12 protein-coding genes are annotated in these 15,836 nt (G+C 69.2%); 8 read left to right on the top strand and 4 right to left on the bottom strand.

The window, feature by feature from the left end; all coding sequences use genetic code 11:
* Positions 1 to 134 precede the first annotated feature (134 nt).
* Positions 135 to 1,196: a LacI family DNA-binding transcriptional regulator gene (locus tag MNQ95_RS04610; protein WP_162411269.1), complete on the top strand. Its 1,062-nt coding sequence runs from the start codon at positions 135 to 137 to the stop codon at positions 1,194 to 1,196.
* A 312-nt stretch (positions 1,197 to 1,508) separates the two neighbouring features.
* Here MNQ95_RS04610 and xylA read toward each other — a convergent pair whose 3' ends face one another.
* Together xylA and xylB are read right to left on the bottom strand one after the other, a co-directional pair.
* The gene (gene xylA, locus MNQ95_RS04615; protein WP_241953952.1) at positions 1,509 to 2,843 is read right to left on the bottom strand and encodes a xylose isomerase; all 1,335 of its coding nucleotides are present in this window, start codon (positions 2,841 to 2,843) and stop codon (positions 1,509 to 1,511) included.
* Positions 2,844 to 2,889: 46 nt separating this feature from the next.
* Positions 2,890 to 4,392 carry a xylulokinase gene (gene xylB, locus MNQ95_RS04620; RefSeq protein WP_241953953.1) on the bottom strand — a complete coding sequence of 501 codons (1,503 nt, stop codon included), beginning with the start codon at positions 4,390 to 4,392 and terminating at the stop codon, positions 2,890 to 2,892.
* A gap of 455 nt (positions 4,393 to 4,847) precedes the next feature.
* Between xylB and acnD the strand changes: the two genes are divergently transcribed.
* The 7 genes from acnD (at position 4,848) to MNQ95_RS04655 (ending at position 12,823) form a co-directional block, all read left to right on the top strand.
* On the top strand, positions 4,848 to 7,463 hold the full coding sequence (gene acnD / locus MNQ95_RS04625; RefSeq protein ID WP_241953954.1) for a Fe/S-dependent 2-methylisocitrate dehydratase AcnD: 2,616 nt from the start codon (positions 4,848 to 4,850) through the stop codon (positions 7,461 to 7,463).
* Position 7,464: 1 nt separating this feature from the next.
* Positions 7,465 to 8,031, top strand: coding sequence for a 2'-5' RNA ligase family protein (locus MNQ95_RS04630; RefSeq protein ID WP_241953955.1), 567 nt, complete (start codon positions 7,465 to 7,467; stop codon positions 8,029 to 8,031).
* A 25-nt stretch (positions 8,032 to 8,056) separates the two neighbouring features.
* Positions 8,057 to 9,250: a 2-methylaconitate cis-trans isomerase PrpF gene (gene prpF, locus MNQ95_RS04635; RefSeq protein WP_241953956.1), complete on the top strand. Its 1,194-nt coding sequence runs from the start codon at positions 8,057 to 8,059 to the stop codon at positions 9,248 to 9,250.
* 164 nt (positions 9,251 to 9,414) lie between these two features.
* Positions 9,415 to 10,974, top strand: a complete 1,560-nt coding sequence (locus MNQ95_RS04640) for a sensor histidine kinase (RefSeq protein ID WP_241953957.1) — start codon at positions 9,415 to 9,417, stop codon at positions 10,972 to 10,974.
* On the top strand, positions 10,971 to 11,621 hold the full coding sequence (locus MNQ95_RS04645) for a response regulator (RefSeq protein ID WP_241953958.1): 651 nt from the start codon (positions 10,971 to 10,973) through the stop codon (positions 11,619 to 11,621). The genes MNQ95_RS04640 and MNQ95_RS04645 overlap by 4 nt, the downstream gene beginning before the upstream one ends.
* A gap of 307 nt (positions 11,622 to 11,928) precedes the next feature.
* Positions 11,929 to 12,441 carry a hypothetical protein gene (locus tag MNQ95_RS04650; protein ID WP_241953959.1) on the top strand — a complete coding sequence of 171 codons (513 nt, stop codon included), beginning with the start codon at positions 11,929 to 11,931 and terminating at the stop codon, positions 12,439 to 12,441.
* Positions 12,442 to 12,460: 19 nt separating this feature from the next.
* The gene (locus MNQ95_RS04655; protein WP_241953960.1) at positions 12,461 to 12,823 is read left to right on the top strand and encodes a hypothetical protein; all 363 of its coding nucleotides are present in this window, start codon (positions 12,461 to 12,463) and stop codon (positions 12,821 to 12,823) included.
* 94 nt (positions 12,824 to 12,917) lie between these two features.
* Here the strand turns inward: MNQ95_RS04655 and MNQ95_RS04660 are convergent, their stop codons facing one another.
* Positions 12,918 to 14,075, bottom strand: coding sequence for a DUF1214 domain-containing protein (locus MNQ95_RS04660; RefSeq protein ID WP_241953961.1), 1,158 nt, complete (start codon positions 14,073 to 14,075; stop codon positions 12,918 to 12,920).
* Positions 14,076 to 14,137: 62 nt separating this feature from the next.
* Positions 14,138 to 15,658 (bottom strand): DUF1254 domain-containing protein, encoded by a 1,521-nt coding sequence (locus MNQ95_RS04665; RefSeq protein WP_241953962.1) that lies wholly within the window; start codon positions 15,656 to 15,658, stop codon positions 14,138 to 14,140.
* Between the last annotated feature and the right edge of the window lie 178 nt (positions 15,659 to 15,836).

Raw genomic sequence — 15,836 nt, forward strand, 5'->3', positions numbered from 1 at the left:
CGATACCATCAAGTCCTCCGGAGTGCTCTGATCGGGTCGGTTTTCCGTCTCCTGCGTGGTACTGGCGCGGCATGGACCACGACGCACCCGGCGCCATGGCGCTGGCCGTCGCCGCACGATCGAAGGGATACCCGTTGGAAAAGCCAAGGAAATCGGTGCGTCGCAAGGGTCGCGGCGTCACCATCGACGAGGTCGCGGCACTGGCCGGCGTCTCGCCGATGACCGTGTCGCGGGTGGTGAATGGACAGGGCAAGGTCCGCGACACCACGCGCGAGCGGGTAATGCAGGCAGTGCGCGAGCTGGACTACACGCCCAACCTGGCCGCCAGCTCGCTGGCGGCGGCGCAGCACACGCGCATCGCCCTGGTCTACAACAATCCCAGTGGCGCCTACCTGCGCGAGATGCTGGTCGGCCTGCTGCGCGTGGCTTCGCGCACGTCGATCCAGCTGGTGGTCGACTACTGGGACACGTCCGACGCCGATGCCGAACGCAAGGCCGCGCGGGCCATGGCCGGCAAGGTCGACGGGGTGATCCTGCCGCCGCCGGTGTGCGAATCGCATGCGGCGGTCAGCGAATTCGTGCGCGCCGACGTGCCGGTGGTGGCCATTGCCGCCGGCCGTTCCAGCGATGAGATCTCGTGCGTGCGCATCGACGACCTGCGCGCCGGCAAGGACCTGGCCGACTACCTGATCTCGCAGGGCCACAGCCGCATCGGCTTCATCAAGGGCCGCCCCGACCTGAGCGCCAGCGCCCGGCGCTACGAGGGCTTCCAGACGGCGATGTTCGAAGCCGGATTGTCGGTGGACGCGTCCCTGGTCCAGCAGGGCGACTACACCTACCGGTCCGGGCTGAAGGCGGGCGAGAAGATCCTCGCCCACAAGCGGCCGCCCACGGCGATCATCGCCTCCAACGACGACATGGCCGCCGCGGTGATCTCGGTCGCGCACCGGCGCGGCCTGGACGTGCCGCGCGACCTGGCGGTGGTGGGCTTCGACGACAGTTCCTCGGCGACCACGGTCTGGCCGGAGCTGACCACCATCCACCAGCCGATCGCTTCGATGGCCAACGCGGCCATCGACATCCTGTTGCGCACCATCCGCCGCAAGGACCGCAGCACGCGCGTACTGGTGGACCAGGTCGTGCCGCACCGGCTGATCGTGCGCGGCTCGGTCGCCCCGCCCGGCAAGCGCGGCTGAGGGCGCCTGTCGGGCAAGCCCAGCCGCTGAGACCGTGAGAGCGGAACCGGCAGACCCGGCCAACGACGCCGATCGGACAGGTCGGGCAAGCCCGGCCAGCGGCGCCGAACAGGCGGGTCGGGCAAGCCCGACCAGCGGCGCCGAACAGGCGGGTCGGGCAAGCCCGACCCCAATGGCGATGCGGTCGCAGCCGCCCATCGGTCCCCTCCTCTATGGGTGAATCACGCCGCCCCCGCGCCCAGGATGGCCCGCGCTTCCCACGCCTCCCTCAGGCGTGGGCGCCGGCATCGGCGGCGGGGGCGACGTACCGGCTCAACGCAGCAGGTACTGGTTGAGCAGGTTCTCGTAGCGCTCCTGCTTGCCGCTGGTCTGCTTCGGCTCGCCCTGCTTGAGGGCGATGCCGTGCAGGTCGGCGAGGGAGAGCTTGCCGTTCGCGAACGCCTGGCCATCGCCACCGTCGAAGCTGGCGTAGCGCTGCTTGCGCCAGGATTCCCACGGCGAATCGTTGAGCAGCGCGTGGGCCACTTCCAGGCCGCGCGCGAACGCGTCCATGCCGCCGATGTGCGCGATGAACAGGTCCTCCATGTCGGTGGACTCGCGGCGCGGCTTGGCGTCGAAGTTCAGGCCGCCGACCAGGCCGCCCTGGCGCAGCACCACCATCATCGCGCCGACGGTGTCGTACATGTCCGTCGGGAACTGGTCGGTGTCCCAGCCGTTCTGCGGATTGCCGCGATTGGCGTCGATGCTGCCCAGCAGGCCGTGGTCCGACGCGACCTGCAGGTCGTGCTCGAAAGTGTGGCCGGACAGGGTGGCGTGGTTGGCTTCGATGTTGAGCGCGAAGTCCTTCTCCAGGCCGTGCTCGCGCAGGAAGCCGGCAACGGTGGCCGAGTCGAAGTCGTACTGGTGCTTCATCGGCTCCATCGGCTTGGGCTCGATGAAGAACTTGCCCTTGAAGCCGATGCTGCGCGCGTAGTCGCGGGCCATGCCCAGGAAGCGGCCGAAGTGGGCCAGCTCGCGCTTCATGTCGGTGTTGACCAGCGAGGCGTAGCCTTCGCGGCCACCCCAGAACACGTAGTTTTCGCCGTTCAGTTCGACGGTGGCGTCCAGCGCGGCCTTGACCTGCACCGCGGCGCGGGCGACGACGGCGAAGTCCGGGTTGGTCGAAGCACCGTTCATGTAGCGCGGGTGCGAGAACAGGTTGGCCGTGCCCCACAGCAGCTTGACGCCGGTCGCCTGCTGGCGCTCCTTGGCCATCGCCACCAGGTGCTTGAGGTTCTTCTCGTACTGGCCGATGTCCTCGGCGTCCGGCGCCAGGTCCACGTCGTGGAAGCAGTAGTACGGCACACCGATCTTGGTGAAGAACTCGAACGCCGCGTCGACCTTGGCTTCGGCGGTGGCCATCGCCGTTTCCTTCTCCCACGGGAAGTGGCGCGTGCCCGGGCCGAACGGATCGTGGCCGGCGTTGCAGAAGGTGTGCCAGTAGCAGACGCCGAAACGCAGGTGCTCGCGCATGGTCTTGCCGCCGATCACCTTGTTCTCGTCGTAGACCTTGAACGCCAGCGGGTTGTCGGAACCGGGACCCTCGTAGGGGATCGCGCTGATACCGGGGAAATATTCCTTGGCGCCGATGAAGGGCTTGCTGCTCATGTCTGTGCTTCCGTCGGGAGTTGGGGGTGCGTGTCGATAGGGGTGATCAGGCGTACAGCGGCCGGATCGCATCGAGGTGGGAAAGGAAACGCTGGTACTGCGCCGCGTACGCGGCGGTGGCCTCGGCGTGCGGGTGCGCGGACAGGCGCGGATCCAGGCGCACGTGCGCGGCGGCGAGCGCGGCCAGGTCGGTACTGGCGTCACCGGCTCGCCGGGTCGCCCACAGCGCCTGCAGTGCCGCGCCGAACGCGGCGCCTTCGGCCTGTTCGGGCACGTCGACCGGCAGGCCGAACACGTCGGCCACCATCTGCCGCCAGATCGCGCTGTGGCTGCCGCCGCCGGTCAGGCGGATCGCCTCGAAGCGCATGCCCGCATCGATGAAGGCGTCGTAGCCGTTCTTCAGGCTGTAGACCGCGCCTTCCATCGCCGCGCGATACAGGTTGGCCGGGGTGAAATTGGTCGCGGTCATGCCGAACAGGCTGCCGCGGCCGTTGGGCAGGTTGGGCGTGCGCTCGCCGTTGAGGAACGGCAGCATCAGCAGGCCACCGGCGCCCGGCCGGGTGCTGGCCAGCAACGCGTCGCCGTCGCGGGTGGAGAAGTCGCACAGCCCGGCCACCGCTTCGGTGGCCACGGTGCAGTTCATCGTGCAGATCAGCGGCAGCCAGCCGCCGGTGGAATCGCAGAACGCGGCCCAGCGGCCGGCGTCATCGACGATCGGCCGGTCGGCATGCGCGAACAGCGTGCCGGAGGTCCCCAGGCTCATGCTGAGCACGCCAGGCGAGACGTTGCCGGTGCCGATCGCAGCCATCATGTTGTCGCCACCGCCCGCCGACACCTGCACGCCGCGTGGCAGGCCGAGCTCGTCGGCGATGTCCGCGGCGATCGGGAACAGCGCGTCGGCCTCCACCAGCGGCGGCAGGCAGTCGCGCAGGTCGCGGTCGCCGTCGGTCGCGGCGATCATCGCGTCCGACCATTGCCGGGTACGCACGTCCAGCCAGCCCGTGCCGGAGGCGTCGCCGCACTCCATCCAGCGCTCGCCGGTGAGCCAGAAATTCACGTAGTCGTGCGGCAGCATGATCGTCGCCAGCTGTGCGTAGGCCTGCGAGCGGTGCTCGCGGGTCCATGGCAGCTTGGAGGCGGTATAGCCGACCATGATCGGGTTGCCGGCGATATCGATCGCGCGCTGCGCTCCGCCGACCGCATCCATGATCAGGTCGCACTCGGCTGCGGTGCTGGTGTCGCACCACAGCTTGGCCGGGGCCAGCACGTTGCCCGCGCGGTCCAGCGGCACGAAGCCATGCTGCTGTCCGGAGACGCCGATCGCGATGGTCCGCGCACGCAGCGCCGGATCCAGCCGCGAGAAGCAGGCGCGGATCGCGTCGATCCACCATTCGGCGCGCTGCTCGCGGCTGCCGTCGTCGCCCGAGGCCAGTTCCAGCGCCTCGCCATGGGTCGCGGCGACCTGCCGCGACTGCGGATCGTAGGCCACGAGCTTGAGGCTCTGGGTGCCCACGTCCAGGCCGATGACGATCGGGTTGTTCCGGTCCATTCCGCTCATTCCGCCCGCTTGTGTTAGCGCTACCATTAAAATCAGGGAAAAACGGGCGCCTCGGCCCGTTGCTGGCCATGGCAGCGTCGCGATGCGAGCGACCATGGGCAGATGCGACTGTACCAGCCCCCCGGAAAATGGCTTGCTGCACTGCGCAACCGGGGCGGAAAGAGGGGTTTCACAGGCCCAGGCAGGTTCAATCCCGGGGCGCGTCGCGTCGCGTGATCCACCCCCGAGCAGGCGGGCATCCGCCCTCCCGGCGACGGCGCCGCTGTCGCGACGCGTTGATCGCCTGCATCAATGCAAAGCCGGTTTTTCGCCCGATTCCGCGCGAAACCGGAGCTGCCGGGCCGGCGCGCACGGGCAGCCGCCGTAAAATCATCGCGACCTCCTCCCATCGCCGCCCCCGCTGCTGTGCGCAGCGGCAGGACGGCCGTCCACGAGCAGCGCCCGCCATGAACACCCAGCACCGCAAGCCCCTGCCCGGCACCTCCCTGGACTGGTTCGACGCCCGCGAAGCGGTCGACGCGATCCGTCCCGGCGCCTGGGCTACCCTGTCCTACACCGCGCGCGTCCATGCCGAGAACCTGGTCCGCTGCGCCGATCCGGCCCAGCGCGACGCCTACCTGACACAGCTGGTCGAGCGCCGCCGCGACCTGGACTTCCCCTGGTTCCCGGTGCGCGTGGTCTGCCACGACATCCTCGGCCAGACCGCGCTGGTCGACCTGGCGGGCCTGCGCGACGCCATCGCCGACCAGGGCGGCGACCCGGCCCAGGTCAATCCGGTGGTGCCGGTGCAGCTGATCGTCGACCACTCGCTGGCGGTGGAGTGTGGCGGCTACGATCCCGATGCCTTCGCCAAGAACCGCACGATCGAGGACCGCCGCAACGCCGACCGATTCGATTTCATCGAATGGACCCGGCATGCGTTCCGCAACGTGGAAGTCATCCCGCCGGGCAACGGGATCATGCACCAGATCAATCTGGAGAAGATGTCGCCGGTGGTCTACACGCGCGACGGCGTCGCCTTCCCCGATACCTGCGTGGGCACCGACAGCCACACCCCGCACGTGGATGCACTCGGCGTGATCGCGGTGGGCGTCGGCGGCCTGGAAGCGGAGAACGTGATGCTCGGCCGCGCGTCGTGGATGCGCCTGCCCGACATCACCGGCGTCCGCCTCAGCGGCCGGCCGCAGCCGGGCATCACCGCCACCGACGTGGTGCTGGCGTTGACCGAATTCCTGCGCAAGGAAAAGGTCGTCGGCCATTACCTGGAGTTCTTCGGCGAAGGCGCTGCCGCGCTCACGATCGGTGACCGCGCTACCATCTCCAACATGTGCCCGGAGTACGGCGCCACCGCCGCGCTGTTCTACATCGATGGCCAGACCCTGGACTACCTGCGCCTCACCGGGCGCGAGGAAAAGCAGGTGCAGCTGGTGGAGACCTACGCGAAAGCCGCCGGCCTGTGGGCCGACGGCCTGGCCGACGTGGAGTACGAGCGCGTGCTGGAGTTCGACCTGTCGTCGGTCGTGCGCAACATGGCCGGTCCGTCCAACCCGCACCGGCGCCTGCCCACCAGCGCGCTGGCCGAACGCGGCATCGCCGACGAGGCCAAGCTGGAGGGCGCCCGCAGCGACGAGGCCAAGGGCCTGATGCCCGACGGGGCGGTGATCATCGCCGCCATCACCAGCTGCACCAACACCAGCAACCCGCGCAACGTGATCGCCGCCGCCCTGCTGGCGCGCAACGCGAACGCGAAGGGCCTGCTGCGCAAGCCGTGGGTGAAGAGCTCGCTGGCGCCGGGCTCCAAGGCCGTGCAGCTGTACCTGGAGGAATCGGGCCTGCTGCCGGACCTGGAGAAGCTCGGCTTCGGCATCGTCGCGTTCGCCTGCACGACCTGCAACGGCATGAGCGGCGCGCTGGACCCGGCGATCCAGCAGGAGATCATCGACCGCGACCTGTATTCCACCGCGGTGCTGTCGGGCAACCGCAACTTCGACGGACGCATCCATCCGTATGCGAAGCAGGCGTTCCTCGCCTCGCCGCCGCTGGTGATCGCCTACGCGATAGCCGGCACCGTGCGCTTCGACATCGAGAAGGACGTGCTCGGCCTGGACCCGGAAGGCAACGAAGTCCGGCTGAAGGACATCTGGCCCAGCGACGCGGAGATCGACGCGGTGGTCAAGGCCAGCGTCAAGCCCGAGCAGTTCCGCAAGGTGTACGGTCCGATGTTCGACGTGCGCGTCGAACATGTCGGCGCGATCGAGCCGCTGTACGACTGGCGCCCGCAGAGCACCTACATCCGTCGGCCGCCGTACTGGGAAGGCGCGCTCGCCGGCGAACGCACGCTGCGCGGCATGCGCCCGCTGGCGGTGCTCGGCGACAACATCACCACCGACCACCTGTCGCCGTCCAACGCGATCCTGGCCAGCAGCGCCGCCGGCGAGTACCTCACGAAGATGGGCGTGCCGGAGGAGGACTTCAATTCCTACGCGACCCATCGCGGCGACCACCTCACCGCGCAGCGCGCGACCTTCGCCAATCCCAAGCTGGTGAACGAGATGGCCGTGGTCGACGGGCAGGTGAAACCCGGTTCGCTGGCGCGCATCGAACCGGAGGGCGAGGTGGTGCGCATGTGGGAGGCGATCGAGACCTACATGGAGCGCAAGCAGCCGTTGCTGATCGTGGCCGGCGCCGACTACGGCCAGGGCAGCTCGCGCGACTGGGCCGCCAAGGGCGTGCGCCTGGCCGGCGTGGAGGCGATCGTCGCCGAGGGCTTCGAACGCATCCATCGCACCAACCTGATCGGCATGGGCGTGCTGCCGCTGGAGTTCAAGCCGGGGCAGAACCGCCAGACCTTCGGCATCGACGGCAGCGAGACCTTCGACGTGATCGGCGAGCGCCTCCCGCGCGCGGACCTGACCCTGGTCATCCACCGCCGCGATGGCGAGCGCGTCGAAGTCCCGGTGACCTGCCGCCTGGACACGGCCGAGGAGGTCTCGATCTACGAAGCCGGCGGCGTGCTGCAGCGCTTCGCCCAGGACTTCCTCGAGGCGGCGAAGGCGGCCTGACTTGGCCAGGCCCGGCGAGCTGTTCGTCATGTCGCGCGTGCCGCAGGCGCTGCGCGACGCGGGGTTGGGCGTACTGCGCGAGGCCGGGCTGGACACGGTGCTGGGCGAGGCGCTGTATCCGCTGCGCAACTGGCACCAGAGCCTGTCGGACCTGCATGCGCGCGAGGCGCGCGAATCCATGCGGCGGGCCTGCGCCGCCGTGGTGGCCGAAGCCTTCGAGATGCGGCTGGATCGACTGGAGAGCTCGGTGCACCGACGCATCCACTGGCAGTTCGTGCCGTCCGCCGGGCGGCCCGAAGGCCTGGGCAGGCTGATGGCCGCGGTGCGCGGACAGCTGCGCGCGCAGGGCCTGGTCGAAGCACAGGGCCATCGTCCGCATGTCACGGTCAGCTACCGGGCCAACCGGTCGATCGAACCACTTACCTTCGCGCCGCTGATCTGGCAGATCGACACCATCGAACTCGTCGAGGTTGCCGGCCATGGCAACAACTACCGCTACGACGTGGTCGACGCCTGGCAGTTGCGCCCACCGGTCGCACCGCCCGCGCAGCTCGACCTCCTCCAGTAACCCGAGCATTCCGGAACCACCGACCATGACCGCACTTCCGCAGCTCCGCATTCCCGCCACCTACATGCGCGGCGGCACCTCCAAGGGCGTGTTCTTCCGCCTCGAGGACCTGCCACCGGCCGCGCGCGTGCCGGGCCCGGCGCGCGACGGCCTGCTGCAGCGCGTAATCGGCTCACCCGACCCGTACAGCAAGCAGACCGACGGCATGGGCGGGGCGACCTCCAGCACCAGCAAGTGCGTGATCGTTTCGCCCAGCAGCCGTCCCGGCCACGACGTGGACTACCTCTACGGCCAGGTCTCGATCGACGCCGACTTCGTCGACTGGTCGGGCAATTGCGGCAACCTCTCCACCGCCGCCGGTGCGTTCGCGATCCATGCCGGTTACGTCGATCCGGCACGCGTGGGCGCCGACGGCGTGTGCACGGTGCGGATCTGGCAGGCCAACATCGGCAAGACCATCCTGGCGCACGTGCCGGTGAGTGGCGGCCAGGTGCAGGAGGACGGCGATTTCGAACTGGACGGGGTGACCTTCCCGGCCGCGGAGATCGTGCTGGAGTTCCTCGATCCGGCCGACGATGGAGAAGGCGATGCAGGCGGCGCGATGTTCCCCACCGGCCAGCTGGTCGACACGCTCGAGGTGGCCGGCGTCGGCACGCTGCAGGCGACGCTGATCACCGCCGGCATCCCCACCGTGTTCGTCCACGCCGCCGACCTGGGCTACGACGGCACCGAACTGCAGCCGGCGATCAACGGCGACACCGCTGCGCTGGCCCGCCTGGAAGCGGTGCGCGTGGCCGGCGCGCTGCGCATGGGCCTGATCCGTACGGCCGCCGAAGCCGCAACCCGGCAGCACACCCCGAAGGTCGCATTCGTCGCTCCGTCGCGCGCCTACGCCGCCTCCAGCGGCAAGGCCGTCGCCGCGGAGGACATCGACCTCAACGTGCGCGCGATGTCGATGGGCAAGCTGCACCACGCGATGATGGGCACCGCTTCGGTCGCCATTGCCGCCGCCGCCGCGGTGCCGGGAACGCTGGTCAACCTCGCCGCCGGTGGCGGCGTGCGCGACGTGGTCCGCTTCGGCCATCCCTCCGGTACGCTGCGCGTGGGCGCCACCGTGGCGCAGGTGGACGGGCAGTGGACGGTGACCCGCGCGGTGATGAGCCGCAGCGCGCGGATCCTGATGGAAGGCGCCGTGCGGGTGCCTGCCGCCACGTTGTAGGGATCGCCTCGCCAACCGCTGCACGACACGTGCTGCAACCGGCCGCGCGCGCGCAGCGCCGCAGCACGGACGGGTGGCGCCCGCACCTGTAGAATCGCCGCAACCGGCCGTCGGGGTGCAGGGACCGCACTGGGGCAGCGACGACCACGCAGGCACGGAGGCGAATGGATATCCCGCCGTTGAAGCGCAATGGGCTGCAGGCGTTGGCCGTACCGCTGTGCGCGTGTGCGGCGGGACTGATCGCGCAGCTGCTGTCTTTCGCCTTGTGGGTCCGCCCGGTCGGAACCACGGCGCTGTGGTTCCCGGGAGCGTTGGCACTCGCATTCATGGCCGCCCTCCCGCGGCGCCGCTGGCCCGTGGTCCTGGTCGCGCTGGGCGTGGGCGGCACGCTCGCCTTCCAACTCCGCGACGGCCTGTCGGTGCAGGCCGCCTACGGCTACGCCGGGCTGGTCGCGATGCTGCTGCCCACCGGGGTGATGCTGCGCTTCCCGCTGCGCGGCGAGCGCCTTTTCGTGCAGATGGGCGACCTGTTCCGCTACTACCTGGTCGCGGTACTGCTGTTCCCGATGGCCGGAACGGCGTGGGCGGTATACATCATCCTTTCGACCAAGCACCGGCTCGAGCTGTTCGCCGAGATCTGGTTCCTTTCGGTTCCCTGCTTCGCCGCCGCAGCGGCGATGGTGGCACCGCTGCTGATCGAAGGGCGGTCGTTCCTGCGCCTGGATCGTGCGCAGGCCGGACGCGAGGTCCAATGGACCGTGCTGTTCTGCGCGGCCAACCTGCTGCTGGCGGCGTTTCTCTGGAACACGCTTCCCGACAGCACGAACCGGCTGCCGGCGCTGGCGTTCTCCCCCATCCCGCTGCTGGTGCTGTCGGTGTTCCGGCTCGCGCCATTCGGGATATGCGCCACGTTCGTGGTGTCGATGACGCCGGCCACGGTGGCTGCCATCCACATGGACCTGCCGAACCGCAGCGACATCGGCCTGGTCAACACCCAGATCCTGCAGTGGTCGATCATCGCCGTCGGCTTCGTCATCCAGGCCCTGTCGCTCATGGTGCAGAGCTCCAGGTCGGCCCAGGCCCGGCTCGCCGAGACCGCGGCGCTGGCCATCAGGCGCCAGGAAGAGGAGCGGGCCAGCGTTTCACGCGAGCTGCACGATTCGATCGGCCAGCGCATCGCGCTGGCGGCGTTCACCCTGGGCAACCTGCCGGCACACGCCGCGGACGGCTCCACGCAGTCCATCGAAGACGTCAGGAGCAACCTGCTGGACGTGCTCGACGAAGTCCGCACCATTTCCCGCCAGCTCCACCCGTCGGCGATCTCGCAGGCCGGCCTGCCCGCCGCGCTTGAGGCGCTGGCGGGCGAAATCGGCCGCCACTGGCACGGCCGGGTCGAGCTGGACCTGGCCCCGATCGACACGGTGCCCGGCGAGGACGTCGCCCTGCACCTGTTCCGGATCGCGCAGGAAGCGGCGCGCAACGCCATCGAGCACGGCCAGCCGGCGACCCTGCTGTTCCGGCTGGGCGAGGACCGCTCGGGGCTCTACCTGGAAGTCGGCGACGACGGCCGTGGCTTCGACACGGCAAGCGCCAACCCCGACGCCGGGCTTGGGCTGCTCAACATGCGCGAGCGCTGCAGGCACATCGGCGCGGCGCTGGACATCATTTCCGACGACTCGGCTGGAGGCACACGGATATGCGTGAGACTGGAACGGTTGGCGTGACACGTACCCGGAAGTCCACGGTGCTGATCGCGGACGACCACCGGATGATGGCCGATGCGATCCATGTCTTCATCGGCGGACGTTTCGAGGTGGTCGCGGTGCTCGGCGACGGCCATGCGCTGCTCGATTCGATCCGCAGCCTCCAGCCCGACATCGTCCTGGCGGACATCAGCATGCCCGGGCTCACCGGCATCGAGGTGCTGCGCCGCGTCCGCGGGGAGGGCATGGAAACGGACTTCGTCTTCATGAGCGTCCACGCCGAACCGGTGGTGGTGCGCGAGGCCCTGGCCCAGGGCGCTCGCGGCTACGTGCTCAAGGGCGAAAGCGGCGAGAACCTGATCCACGCGCTGGACGAGGTCCTGGCCGGACGCAGCTGGGTGAGCCGTCCGCTGTGGGACCAGGTGCTCGGCCAGGTGCCGGTGCCGCGCCTGACTCCGCAGCAGTCGCGCATCCTCAGGATGATCGCCGAAGGCCAGCGCTCGCGCGAGATCGCCCAGACGCTGGCCATCTCGGTACGCACCGTGGACACCCATCGCCACTCGATCATGAAGCTCCTTGGCGTCAGCACTAGCATCGCCCTGGTCAACCAGGCGCTCAAGCTCGGCCTGCTGCACGCCCCGCACGGAACCACTTCACCGCCACACTAGCCGCTGCGGGCCGGTCACGCGGCGTTGCTGCAGAGACTGACGCCCGCATGGGCGTGAATGGCGAGCCACTGGACCGGTTGCGCACGTTGAATTCCCTCGGCTGGCGCATCGGGAGGCCGGCGCTGTCGCCGTTGTCCAGGCTCCAGCGGCGACATCCGAAGCCATGCCACGGACGCCCGGTACGCCCCATTACGCAGGTGCATCTACGTACTTCCCTGCATTTACAGCGCGCGCGTGCGCGGACGACCCTTCTGCCAGGCGCGACCGGATCGTCGGCGCGCACCGCTGCCGCGCGCAAGGAGAAGGCATGGACCCAAAGATGTGCACGTTCCGCGATCCGGGTATCCACCCGGCAAGCCAGGTGGATCACAGCCATCGCCCGCGGGTCACGGCCCGCCCAGCCACGGTGCGCCGCATCCGGCGCCCGTCGCCGGATGGCTGCATAGCCTTGTGCCTTGCAGTTGCGGGCACGCTCGCATCCGCCGCCCACGCGCAGGAGGTCCAACCGGCTGCGGATGCCCCGAACAACGGCACCGACCCTACCCGGCTCACCACCGCCGCCGTGCTGGCCTACGAGTACAACGACCTGGCGCCGGACATCTCGCGGCATGCACCGCGGCTGGAGCTGACCCTGCCTTTCGGGGCCAGGCAGGACTACAGCCTGCGCCTGCGCGTGCCGGTCGTGCGCAACGACATGGCCGGCAACGGCGACTTCGGCCTCGGCGATGTGACCGTAATGGGCACGCACGTGTTCGGGCACCCGGAAGCGCGGCCTGGTCGCGCAGGGCGAACTGGTCCTGGACACCGGCGCGCGGCCTGAACTGGGCGGCGGTCGCGATGTGTTCAAGGGCACCTTCATCTACGCCCGGTTCCTTCCCCGCGGCATCTTCGCGCCTGCGCTCGTGCACAGCTTCGACCTGGGTGGCGACTGGCAGCGGGCCGAAGTGGACATCACCACGTTCGACTTCTACTACGTGCCCAAGCTCGCCGATCCGGACTGGTTCGTCACCGTCGACCCTTCGCTCAACTTCGACTGGGAGAACGATCGCCGGTTCATCGGCCTGGCGGTCACTTTCGGCCGCTCGGTCGGACACGCGTTCGGTGGGCTGGCACAGCTCTACGCCAAGCCGACCGTCCTGGCAGGCAGCGAGCGCCCGGGCGACTTCAGCGTCGAGGTCGGCGTCAAGGTACTGGGCTTCTGAGTGCGTGGCGACGGCCCGGAGCGGGCCGCCGCGAACGGTCCGGGGGCCGTCCCTGGCCCCGGATCCGCAGCCCAACGCATTGCCTCGCGCGCCGCTACTGCAGCGGCTCGGCCACCGGGAACGACCAGCTGCCGCCGAGGATCTCCTGGCGTGGCCGGTACAGGCGGACCATGTAGTTCCAGCCTTCGGTGATCGGCAGGCAGTTGGGCGTCTGCGCGGTGCAGTCGCCGAACTGCAGGGTGATCGAACCGTCCTCGCCCTTCTCGCCGGTGACGCTGTTGATCGAGTAGGCGTTCAGGTCGTTGGGCTGGTAGTAGCCCTCGGCGTTGTAGACCGCTACCGACCAGAACGCATCCACCGGCACGTCGCCGACCACCAGCCGGTATGGCGTCTTGCCGTCGTTCTTTTCCGGGAACACGTTGAGGTAGACCGCGTCCTTGTCCGGGTTCAGGCCCCAGCCCGAGGCCGCCGCGGCAATGCGCCGCACCGGGTCGACCGAAGCGGCGTCCGGCCCGGCTGCGTAGCGCAGGTCGGGGATGGTGCCGGACAGGGCCAGCAGCGCGTCGCGGACCTTCTTCTGGCTGGCCGGGTCCCAGTCCGGGATCTCGAAGGTACCTGGCCCGCCGGGCTGCTCGACCGTGATCGCGTCCTGCAGGGCCTGGGCCTGCCTGAGGTCGTCCGGGTCGGCCGGGTCGGCGAGGGTGCGGATGCCCACCATCGCGTAGCGGGTACCGACGCTCTCGCGGGTCAGCGTGTGCGCGCCGGGCTCGTAGATCACGGCCGGATTGAAGTGGTCCTCGTTGATCACCAGCATCGACATGAAGCGCGAACCCGCATCGGGCAGGGTGACGGTGACCGGGCCGGCGTCCAGGTCGAAGACCGCCGACGAATAGATCGTGTCGCGGTTGAGCCGGATGATGGGCTGGTTGTCGACCGGGGCCGGCTCGCGGGTGTGCTTGAACTTGCCGAACGCACCCTCCTTCAGCTGCGCGCCCATGTACACGTCGGACTCGGCGCGGATGAAGTTGTCGGGAGTGACTACGATCTTGCCGTCGGCCGTCCGGGTCCAGCGCGAGGGGTCGCCGAGGTCGGGCACCGTGGAGGCGGGTGCGACGGGTGCAGCGGCCGATCCGTTCGCCGGCGCGTCGGCAGCGGCAGTGTCAGCCGCCGTCCCGGTGCGCTCGCCACAGGCGGCCAGGCTCGCCAGCAGCGCGGCGGACAGCAGGGTTGCGGCAATTCGATGGGTCTTCATGGGTGCCTCGTGAGGATTGCGTTCGGGGGTCCGGGCATTGCGGGGTGCGCCCGCGGCAACGGTCATTCGGCGGTGCGCACGGCCGGCGGCGCCTTCCAGGAGCCGTCCAGTGCCTCGGGCTTGGGCCAGTACTCGCGCATCACCATGAAGAACGGGCTCGCGGGCGCCGGCAGCCAGTTGGCTTCCTTGCCCTCGCCCGGCGATTCGTGCTGGATGTAGAGGGTGATCCCGCCGTCGGGATCGCGCACCAGGCTTTTCTCCATCGGCGAGTTGATCAGGTAGCGCTTGATCGGATTCTCGGTCAGCAGGCTGGCGGGCAGTTCGTACATGGTCAGCGACCAGAACGAATTGACCGGCGGCAGCTTGCCCGGCTCGAAGCGCACCGTGTAGCGGTTGTTCGCCCCGTCGAGTGGCTTGCCCTCCGAATCCACGAAATAGGCCGGGTAATTGGCTTCCTCCTTGGAGTTTCCGTAGATGCCCAGCAGGGCCGACGCCATCCGGGCCAGGTAGTCGTTGTCGAGGAACTCGCGCGTGCCGAATCCGTCGGCGCTGCTCTTCTTGCCGGTGTCGATCATCCCGGCCTTGTACTGCGCGAACGCGGCCAGCGCGTCGGCCATGCCGGCTTCCACCGCCTGGCGTTGTTCCGGCGACAGCGCGGCCACGTCGAATGTCTTCCCCGCACCGATGCCGGCCCTGGCGAAGCGCTCCATCAGCGCGGTCTCGCTCGGGTGGGTCGGTGCGTACTGCAGCAGGAAGTTGAGCAGCGCGAAGAACTCCGGCGAGGTCTTCTGCGCCTCGGGCGACAACGGCACCGGGAAGTCCACCGGCCGCAGCGGTTCCGGCGCGGCGGCGGCGGCGAACTGCGACAGCGGCTGCACCCGGTAGCCGGCCTGGACCTGCTTGACCGCGTCGATGTCATCCTCGCCGAACAGCTGGGTGCGGTAGAGCACGAAGGCCAGTTCGGTCTCCGAACGGATCACCGACTTGATCCCCTTCGGCACCTCCCCGTCCCAGCCGGGACCGGCCAGCAGGAAGTGGCCCGCGTCATTGCCGGTAGCCCGGCTGCCGACGTAGGCGAAGTTGTGGGTGTACATGTCGATGAACTGCAGCGAGTAGTAGCGGGCCGGATCCATGGCCGGCACGCTGATCACCAGCGGCTCGGCGCGCAGGTCGGCGCCGAGGAAGGAGTACGGCGTGTCCGAGTTGGGTGTCTGGATCGCCTTGTCCTGCGGGGTGAACACGCGCGCCACGTTGTGGACCTGGTTCCACGAGCCCTTGTACTCGGGGTTGGCCGTGTCGACGAAGTAGGAATGCTGGATCCGGTAGCTGTCGACCATCGGGAAGCCGTAGATGTAAGCCTCCCTGGTGATCGCACGCAGTTCGTCCGGCGAGGCCGCCATGCTGGCCGGTACCGGGCCCGCAGCCGCATCGGCCGGGCCCGTAGCCCGGTTGCAGGCCGCCTGGACCAGCGCGAGCATCGCCAGTCCCAGTAGCCAGCGGAGGCGGCGTCCCCGGATGCCGGCGCCCTCCGGACCTGCGTGTTGCACGTGGCCTTGCGCGATCGCTGCAGGCATAACGCTCATCGTGTCCCCTCCCGTCTGGTTCCATCTTCCGTCGATGACTGCACCGGTAGTGCCTGGTGCCGCGTCGTCACCGCCTACCCGGGCGTGGTGGCCCCTGGGTTGCCATCGTTCTGTTGCAGCTGGAGTGAAGATTGCGCGCACGGGCGGCCCGTGGACATCCGCGAATCAACCTACGGGA

The sequence above is a fragment of the Pseudoxanthomonas daejeonensis genome, assembly GCF_022637495.1.
GTDB classification, from domain to species: Bacteria; Pseudomonadota; Gammaproteobacteria; order Xanthomonadales; family Xanthomonadaceae; genus Pseudoxanthomonas; species Pseudoxanthomonas daejeonensis.

Coding starts and splice junctions, on each gene's coding strand:
- prpF (WP_241953956.1), top strand. CDS start 8,057: ATGACCGCACTTCCGCAGCTCCGCATTCCCGCCACCTACATGCGCGGC.
- MNQ95_RS04640 (WP_241953957.1), top strand. CDS start 9,415: ATGGATATCCCGCCGTTGAAGCGCAATGGGCTGCAGGCGTTGGCCGTA.
- MNQ95_RS04650 (WP_241953959.1), top strand. CDS start 11,929: ATGGACCCAAAGATGTGCACGTTCCGCGATCCGGGTATCCACCCGGCA.
- acnD (WP_241953954.1), top strand. CDS start 4,848: ATGAACACCCAGCACCGCAAGCCCCTGCCCGGCACCTCCCTGGACTGG.
- xylA (WP_241953952.1), bottom strand. CDS start 2,843: ATGAGCAGCAAGCCCTTCATCGGCGCCAAGGAATATTTCCCCGGTATC.
- MNQ95_RS04665 (WP_241953962.1), bottom strand. CDS start 15,658: ATGAGCGTTATGCCTGCAGCGATCGCGCAAGGCCACGTGCAACACGCA.
- xylB (WP_241953953.1), bottom strand. CDS start 4,392: ATGGACCGGAACAACCCGATCGTCATCGGCCTGGACGTGGGCACCCAG.
- MNQ95_RS04660 (WP_241953961.1), bottom strand. CDS start 14,075: ATGAAGACCCATCGAATTGCCGCAACCCTGCTGTCCGCCGCGCTGCTG.